The 8,190-nt window shown below is 70.4% G+C and carries 8 protein-coding genes; 1 reads left to right on the forward strand and 7 read right to left on the reverse strand.

The genetic code is table 11. The features are described from left to right. The first annotated feature begins 98 nt into the window (after window positions 1–98). Window positions 99–485 (forward strand): hypothetical protein, encoded by a 387-nt coding sequence (locus G6028_RS13435; protein WP_182659167.1) that lies wholly within the window; start codon window positions 99–101, stop codon window positions 483–485. A 264-nt stretch (window positions 486–749) separates the two neighbouring features. On the opposite strand, the gene G6028_RS13440 is transcribed toward G6028_RS13435, so the two are convergent. The 7 genes from G6028_RS13440 to G6028_RS13470 all read right to left on the reverse strand — a co-directional run bounded on the left by G6028_RS13440 (window position 750) and on the right by G6028_RS13470 (window position 7,951). Then, window positions 750–1,118, reverse strand: a complete 369-nt coding sequence (locus G6028_RS13440) for a cation:proton antiporter (protein WP_182610647.1) — start codon at window positions 1,116–1,118, stop codon at window positions 750–752. Further along, a complete protein-coding gene (locus G6028_RS13445) occupies window positions 1,115–1,408 on the reverse strand; it encodes a monovalent cation/H+ antiporter complex subunit F (RefSeq protein WP_182610648.1) in 294 nt (97 codons plus the stop codon). The genes G6028_RS13440 and G6028_RS13445 overlap by 4 nt, the downstream gene beginning before the upstream one ends. Beyond that, complete coding sequence (locus G6028_RS13450) at window positions 1,405–2,058, reverse strand: Na+/H+ antiporter subunit E (protein WP_182659168.1); 654 nt, start codon at window positions 2,056–2,058, stop codon at window positions 1,405–1,407. The genes G6028_RS13445 and G6028_RS13450 overlap by 4 nt, the downstream gene beginning before the upstream one ends. Before the next feature lies 1 nt (window position 2,059). Beyond that, window positions 2,060–3,685, reverse strand: a complete 1,626-nt coding sequence (locus G6028_RS13455; RefSeq protein WP_182659169.1) for a Na+/H+ antiporter subunit D — start codon at window positions 3,683–3,685, stop codon at window positions 2,060–2,062. Further along, complete coding sequence (locus G6028_RS13460; protein WP_241730758.1) at window positions 3,682–4,269, reverse strand: Na(+)/H(+) antiporter subunit C; 588 nt, start codon at window positions 4,267–4,269, stop codon at window positions 3,682–3,684. Before G6028_RS13460 ends, G6028_RS13455 begins: the two co-directional genes overlap by 4 nt. After that, window positions 4,266–7,310 carry a Na+/H+ antiporter subunit A gene (locus G6028_RS13465; RefSeq protein WP_182659170.1) on the reverse strand — a complete coding sequence of 1,015 codons (3,045 nt, stop codon included), beginning with the start codon at window positions 7,308–7,310 and terminating at the stop codon, window positions 4,266–4,268. Before G6028_RS13465 ends, G6028_RS13460 begins: the two co-directional genes overlap by 4 nt. 131 nt (window positions 7,311–7,441) lie before the next feature. Then, entirely contained in the window at window positions 7,442–7,951 is a 510-nt protein-coding gene (locus G6028_RS13470) for a hypothetical protein (protein WP_182659171.1), read from the reverse strand. Between the last annotated feature and the right edge of the window lie 239 nt (window positions 7,952–8,190).

Here is an 8,190-nt window from a genome sequence, read left to right on the forward strand (position 1 = left end):
ATCCCGGTGCTGCCCCGGCCGGCTGATCTCGAGGTGGACACCCCCGGCGTGATCGTGATCGTCACCCAGGACCTCGACCGCTGACGGCTGAGGATATGATGAGCCCACGCACTCTGCCCGCCGGGGCGCGTGCTCTCAGCGACCTGCAGCTTTCCGAGATCGAAGGAGCCCTCATGGCCCCGCGTCAGACCGCCCGCCGCCTCATCGTCGCGGTTCCCGCATTCGCACTCGCGTTCGCCGTGACCGCGTGCACCCCGCCCAACGAGCAGCCCGCGGATCCCGACGCCCCGTACACCCTGCCCACCTACACGGGCGAGGCAGACTCGGAGGCGGAGGAGAACGCTGACGAGGTCGAGGGTGCCGAGGGCGCTGTCGAGGGCGCTGTCGAGGGCGAGGAGGACATCCTCGTGGAGGTCCCGGTCGAGGATCAGCCCGTCCAGGGTCAGGCCGACCCCGCCGTCCCGCCCGCGCAGCCCGCCCCCTGATCTCCCGGTAACCGGGGCCGGCCCCCGGAGGGCGAGCGCCCACCGGCACCGCGCAAGCGAACCGGCGCACCGCGCCAGCTCACCGGCCCCGCGCCACCGAACGAGCCCCGCCCCCGCGAAGGGGAGCGGGGCTCGAGTCGTCGGCCCCCGGGCCTGTACACGCGCGCGTACCTCGGGGCAGGTGCCAGAGCATGGCCGGGAGCGGCTGTGTCCTGGAGCGCAGGCGCCGGAGCGGATACCGGGGGCCGGCCGGGTGGGACTCGGTCAGGGCGTGTTCTTGCGATTGGCCTCGCTCGCCTGGAACTTCTCCAGGACCGGGGCCTCGTGGGTGATGGTGCCGTCCTCGACGCTCTCGTGATACGCCAGGTTTCCCACGCGGTTGGCGATCACCGGGGCGGTGCACACGGCCACGATCCCGGCCAGCAGGAGCATTCCCAGGTCGATGTGCGGGAAGATCCGGACGCTGGCGCCGAACAGCACGAGCACCAGGCCCAGCACCTGTGGCTTGGCGGCCGGGTGCATCCGGCTCAGGGTGTCGCGGAAGCGCACCAGCCCGATGGCGCTGGCGAGGGTGAGCAGCGCACCGGCGAGGACGAACAGCGCGGAGACGATCTCCCGGGGGTCGTCGGTCATGTGAGGGCCTCCTTGTGGACGCCGGTGGAGTCGCTGACCCGGAACCGGGCCACGGACACCGATCCGAGGAACGCGACCAGCGCCAACGCCACGAGGGCGGCCGCGGCGGTGGTGTCCTTGCTCCAGGCGATGTACACGCCGACCCCGCACTGCGCGATGGCGGCCAGCATGTCCAGGGAGATCAGCCGGTCGAGGGTGTTGGGACCACCGATCAGCCGGATCATCGTGGTGAACAGTGCGAGCGTCAGGGCGACAACGGCCGCGCTCCACAGCAGCAGTGACAGGCTCATCGGTGCTCCTCGCTGTCTCGTACGGGCTCGGGTGGGCGGTCGCGGTCGTCAACGCGCTCGGGGCCGCTGGTCCCGTATTCCTCTGCGGGGGCGCAATAGTGCTGCGGGCTGGGTCGCCAGTCCTCGGGGCGCTCGAACGCCCGCACGTACAACTGTTCCACGTGGGCGGTCTGGCGACGGAACCTCTCGACCGCCTCGGGACTCCCGGCGTCCAGCACGTGGACGTACACGTACCGGGCCACCGGGTCGACGCGCACGACGATGCCGCCGGGCATGAGGTTCAGGGTGTTGACGGCCAGGGCGAGGGTGAAGTCCGACTTGAGCCGCATCGGTGCGCGGAGCACGGCGGAGCGGGGCGGAGCCTGCGGGCGCACGGACAGCCACGCCACGGTGATGGACGAGCGGACGAGGTAGTAGGCCACCACGACCACCAGCCATGCCGTGGACACGGGCCTGAGCAGGCCCTCCACGGGGACTCGGGGCAGCGGGAGCAGCACCATCACCACGATCGCGACGAGCACCCCGGCGACGATCGTGCCGACCTCGACCGGCCCCCACAGCATGACCCAGGCGACCGTCAGCCACAGCATCATGAACACGCGGGACCCGACGACCCGGGGGTCGAGACGGACCTTGAACCTGCGGGCCATGTCAGCGCACCCCCGTCACGGAGTCGACGTAGCGTTCGGGCGTGGAATCGATGGGGATGGTGTCCAGGTAGTCATGCCGCTCCATGAGGCTCTCGGCAGCACGGTCGGTGACCCCGAGCAGTGGGCCGGCGAAGACGGTCATCAACAAGGAGACCACGATGAGGGCCATGGTGGGGGCGAGCATGCTCAGTGGCATCCGGCCCACCTCCTCGCGCTCGTCGAACTCCACGTACTCGTCCGACGGCAGCAGGGCCAGCGGCTTGGCCAGGGCGACCGCTCCCTCGGGAGCGTCCGCGCGGGGGCGCCAGAACGCCTTGGACCACACGCGGACCACCACGTAGAGCGTCAGCAGGCTGGTGACCATGGCCCCGGCGATGAGCACCCACATGAGCGGACCGCCGACCTCCGCGCCGGCCTGGACCACCGCCAGCTTGCCGATGAAGCCGGAGAACGGCGGGATGCCGCCGAGGTTGAGGGCCGGGATGAGGAAGACGACGGCGAGGACGGGGCTGGCCACGGCGAGCGAACCCAGACGGCGGAGGGAGGACGACCCGGCCTGCCGTTCGATCAGTCCGACCACCAGGAACAGGGTGGTCTGGACGATGATGTGGTGGCCGACGTAGTAGATCGCCGCGCTCAACCCGTACCCGGTCGACAGGGCGATGCCGAAGATCATGTACCCGATGTGGCTGACGAGGGTGAACGACAGTATTCGTTTGATGTCCGACTGTGCGATCGCGCCGAGGATGCCGATGACCATCGTCAGCAGTCCCGCCACCAGCAGGACGCCGTCCATGGAGCCGCCGGGGAACACGAGGGTGTGGAAGCGGATGATCGCGTAGACGCCGACCTTGGTCAACAGTCCCGCGAACACCGCGGTGACCGGCGCGGGCGCGGTCGGGTAGGAGTCGGGCAGCCAGGTCGAGAGCGGGAAGACCGCGGCCTTGATGCCGAACGCCACCAGGAACACGGCGAAGATCGTGTTGCGCAGCCCGTCCGGGACCTCGGCCATCCGGATGGACAGCTGGGCAAGGTTCAGCGTGCCCGCCGCCGAGTAGGTCAGCGCGATGCCCAGCAGGAACACCATCGACGACACCATCGACACGACGGTGTAGGAGACCCCCGCGCGGACTCGTTCCTGGCTGGCGCCGAGCGTGAGCAGGACGTAGGACGCGGCCAGCAGCATCTCGAACCCGACGAACAGATTGAACAGGTCGCCGGCGATGAACGCCGCGTTCAGTCCCGCCGCGAGCGCCAGGTAGGTGGGGAGGAAGATCGAGGTCGGTTGGTCGCCGTCCCCGTCGCGGACGCCCTGCCCCACGGCGTAGATGATCACCGTCAGCAGCACGATGGCCGACACGCAGAGCATGAGGGCGCTGAGCCGGTCCGCCACGAGGGTGATCCCGACGGGTGCGTCCCAGCCGCCCACCTGCACGGTGTGCACGCCGTGTTGGTCGGTGAGCACCAGCAGGATGCCGGCGATGACCAGCACCCCGGTGAGGGTGACGATGGTGATGATGTTCTGGACCCGGGGACGGCGGGAGACCACCAGGCACAGCGCCGCGGCGAGCAGGGGGATCAGAACGACGGACGGGATGAGGTAGCCGAACAGTTCGGGGGAGATCACCGGCCACCCTCCTTTCCGTCGTCCGGGGTTCCGTCGTCGCGCCTCGTCCGCCTGCGGTCGCGCGAGGCGGCAGCGGCGCGGGCGCGGGCCTCCGCTTCGGCTTCCGCCTCGGCCTCCTCCAGGTCCTCGTCGTCGTAGTCGACGTGGTCTCCCAGCTCGGTGGGTTGACCGGTGGTGTGGTCGTCGGACAGGTCCCGGTCGGGTGCCGACCAGGCGTCGGTGGGCGAGCGCTTGGCGATCTTGGTGTCCTCGGCGTCGTCGGCGACCTCGTCGGCGGTGGTGAACTGGTAGGAGCGGTAGGCCAACGCCAGGATGAAGGCCCCGACGCCGGCGGTGATGACGATCGCGGTGAGGATCATCCCGTGGGACAGCGGATCCGAGTCGGCGGCGTCGGGGCTCCGGCCACGCCCCATGATGGGCGGGCTGCCGGGCGGTCCCCCCGCGGCCAGCAGGAGCAGGTTGATCCCGTTGGAGAAGATCATGATCCCCAGCAGGATCTTGATGATCGCCCGCTCCAACAGCAGGTAGACCCCGACGGCACAGAGGAGCCCGGCGAGCAGCAGCAGCCCGAAGTCGGCGGTCATGACCTGCCTCCTGACGGGGCGCCCTGGTTCTCGGCGGCCTCGCGGCGGGCGGCGCGGTGGGCGGCCAGGTCGGAGCGTGCGCCGTCGGCGTCAACGCCGGGGACGCTGCGCAGCGCGGCCGTGGACGGCGACTCGGTGGCGTCCACGTAGATGGCGCGGAGCTCCTCGAGATCCTCGGCGTCCAGATCGAGTCGGGCGCCCAGGCTGCGGAGGATGTCCAGGACCAGACCGACGACGATGAGGTAGACGCCGGCGTCGAAGAGCAGGGCCGTGACGAACTTGACCTCGCCGAACACCGGGAGCGTGGCCTCGAACGTGGCGCTCGAGAGGGCGGGGGCGCCGAAGAACATGGAGGCGGTGGCCGTGCCGGCGGCCAGGAGCAGGCCGAGGCCGAGGATCCGGCCCGCGTCGATCGGGATGGCTTCACCGAGCTCGTAGCGCCCGCCCGCGAGGTAGCGCAGGACCAGCGCCAGACCGGCGACCAGGCCGCCCGCGAACCCGCCGCCGGGGTTGTTGTGGCCGGCGAAGAAGAAGAAGAGGCTGAGGATCATCATCGTGGGGAACACGAGACGCGTGGTGACCTCGAGGACCAGCGACCGGGCGCGGGGGTCGCGGACGGTGGCGCCGACGAGCCACCGTCCGGGGGTCGCCCCCGGCGCCTCGATGACGATCCGGGCCGCCTCGACGCCGCGCCGACCCGAGCGGGTCTTGTCGACGTCGGCCAGACGCGGGCCGGAGCCGTAGCGACGGTTGCGGAACACGAGGCTGGCCACCCCGGTGGCGGCGACCAGCAGGACGGTGATCTCGCCGAGGGTGTCCCACGCGCGGATGTCGACCAGGGTGACGTTGACGGCGTTGGCGCCGTTGCCGATCTGGTAGGCGATGTCGGGGAAGACGAGCGAGACGGCCGGGTGCTGGCGCGCGTTGATCGCGTAGGCACCGGTCACCACCACGAGCAACCCGACGCCGATCCCGAGCCAGGCCCGGAGGCGGCGGAACCCGTTGGAGAGCGGCACCTCGGCGGGCATCGTGCGCAACACCAGCACGAACGCGACCATCAGGAGCGTCTCGACCAACGCCTGCGTGAGTGCGAGGTCCGGGGCGCCGTGGAAGGCGAAGATCACGGCGAGCCCGTAGCCGGTGACGGACATGCAGATCACCGCCGCGAGGCGGTTGCGCAGCACGGCGGCGGCCACCGCGGCGAGCGCCATGGGGATCATGACGATCAGCACGACCGGGTTCGCCGACAGCTCCATGCGCAGACCCTCGCGGGTACCGGCGAGGAGTGAGACGAACGGGAACACCACGAGGGTCACCAGGATGATCCCGAGGGTGAGCGGGAGGGAGCCCCGCTGGATGCTCGCCGTCAGGCGCAGCGAGAGGGTGTCGAAGAACCTGAGCACCGCGTCGTAGATGCGGTCGGCGTTGCCGAGCGCCGGCGACTCGAACTGCATCCTCTCGACGGTCCGCTGCGCCACGTAGAGCAGGGAGCCCAGCACGTAGACCACCAGGGTGAGGGCGAGCGGGATACCGATGCCGTGCCACAGGCCCAGGTGGTAACCCTCGGGCCCGCGCCACGGACTGCCGGGCGGGAACGCCACGTCGACGTACCGGGCGATGAGGTTCTCGACGGGCGCGTTCCACAACCCCAGCACCAGGCCGGAGACGGCCAGGGCGGCGGGGACGGAGAGGAACAGCGGCCCCGCCGGACGGGAGGCGGCGACGGCGGGGCTGATGCCGTCGGGGAAGGACCGCTTGGACCGGAAGGCGCCCATGACCAGGCGCGCGGTGTAGGAGAAGGTGAGGACGGACCCCGCCACGAGCCCCGCGGTGACGACCAGCGACGGCATCCCGTGCAGTCGCTCCTCGGACAGGACGGTGGCGAACGCCGCCTCCTTCCCGACGAACCCCAGGAAGGGCGGGAGCCCGGCCATCGAGGCGGCGGCGAGGGTGAAGACCACCGCGAGGGCGGGCCGCTTACGGCCCAGTCCCGACAGGTCCCTGATCTCCCTCGTCCCGGTGGTCTTGTCGATCACGCCGACGGACATGAACAGGGCGGACTTGAACAGCGAGTGCGCGAGCAGCATCGTGAGCCCGGCGAGCATCGTGTCACGTGAGCCGATGCCCACGAGAACGAGGAGGAAGCCCAGCTGGCTCACGGTGCCGAACGCCAGCACGAGTTTGAGGTCGGTCTCCCGCAACGCGCGCCACCCGGCCATGAGGAGGGAGCTCAGACCGAGGGCGATGAGAGGCAGTTGCCAGGTGGACGAGCCCGACAGGCCCGGGGTCAGGAGCGCGACGAGGAAGACCCCGGCCTTGACCATGGCCGCGGAGTGCAGGTAGGCACTCACCGGGGTCGGGGCGGTCATGGCCCCCGGGAGCCAGAAGTGCAATGGGGCGATGGCCGACTTGCTGGCCGCGCCGACTATCACCAGGATCAGCGCCCAGTGGATGAGCGTCCCCGACGGTGGTGCCGCCACGATGTCGCTGATCAGGTAGGAGCCGGCGGCCTGGCCGAGGATGATCATCCCGACGAGCATCGCGAGACCGCCGAGGGTGGTCACGAGCAGCGCCTGGGTGGCCGCGCGGCGCGCGGAGGCCCGCTCGGCGTAGTGGCCGACGAGCAGGAAACTCAGGACGGACGTGATCTCCCAGAAGATGTAGAGGAGGATCATGTTGTCGGCCACGACCAGTCCGAACATGACGCCCGCGAAGGCGACCAGCTCGGCGGCGAACAGGTGGAGACGTGGTTCGTCGTCCTTGAAGTACCAGGTGCAGTAGACCAGGACGAGCGCACCCACGCCGAGGGCGATGAGGGCCAGGAGCGCCGACAACGCGTTCATGCGCAGATCCAGCGTGAGGTGGATGCCGGGCGCCCACTGGACGGACTCGGTGGGCACGCGGTCCAGGTTGGCGGCCACCCACACCGCGCCCGCCGAGGGCACCGTGGCCAGGGCGAGGAACGCGCGACGGCCGAACCGCAACACCAGCGGGATCGCGATCATGGCGGCCACGGCATGGGCCGCGAGAATCACGATCACCGGCGACTCCTCTCGCTACGTCGAACGGACGACGACGTGCGGACGCCCCCGCCGTGTGCAGCGGGGTGCCGGTGGTCGACCGGGGTTAGGGTTCCGTGACTACTTTACAGAAGCGATCCGTGTGGCCGTGCTCAGCGCAGGTGGAGCAGGGTCGCGGCGCTCAGCAGCGCGACGATCGAGGCCTCGCCGGGGGACTGCCCGAAACCCATGGCCCATGTCGTGCGGCGACCGCAGGTGGCCTGCAGGATCGTGCACCAGGACTCGGTTCGGCCGAACGCGTCACCCTCGTACTGGTGGAACCGCTCGATCTCCACGCGGGCGCCGATCCTGCCCAGCATCTCGGACATGGCGGTGAGGTCACCGCAGGACTCGGTGGTCAGGCGGTGGGCGGTGAACTCACCCGGGGTGGAGGGGTCCCGGGTCGACAGGATCGCCTCGTAGGCGGTGATCCCGCGGCCCAGCGGCCGACGTGTGAGGTCGGCCAGGTGGAAGTGGTCGGTCGACGGCGCGTAGGTGTCGATCAGCGCGCGCCAGTCCAGTCCTGCCGCCTCGTCGGCGAAGCCGCGCGGCAACCTTCGGCCGAACCGCTCGCCGAAGGGGCAGGAGGTCGTCCCGGTGGGGGAGGAGGTGGTGGTGTACATGGTGTTCTCGTCTCAGACGTCGGTGCGGGGACCGACGGAGATCGAGCAACCACGCAACGGGGGTGCCGGTCTTCAGGCCCCGTTACGTCCGGTTACTACGAGAATCTTCCGCATGACCGAGAACTGTAGACCGCGCAGGCGTGCGGCGGCAAGCGGACGTGACCGGGTTCTCTGCCCGCCACGGTGCGTCCGGCGCCCGGCCGGTCCGCGCGTCCGGCGCCCGGTCGGTCCGCGCGTCC

This window comes from Dietzia cercidiphylli, assembly GCF_014145145.1.
Classification (GTDB): Bacteria; Actinomycetota; Actinomycetes; order Mycobacteriales; family Mycobacteriaceae; genus Dietzia; species Dietzia natronolimnaea.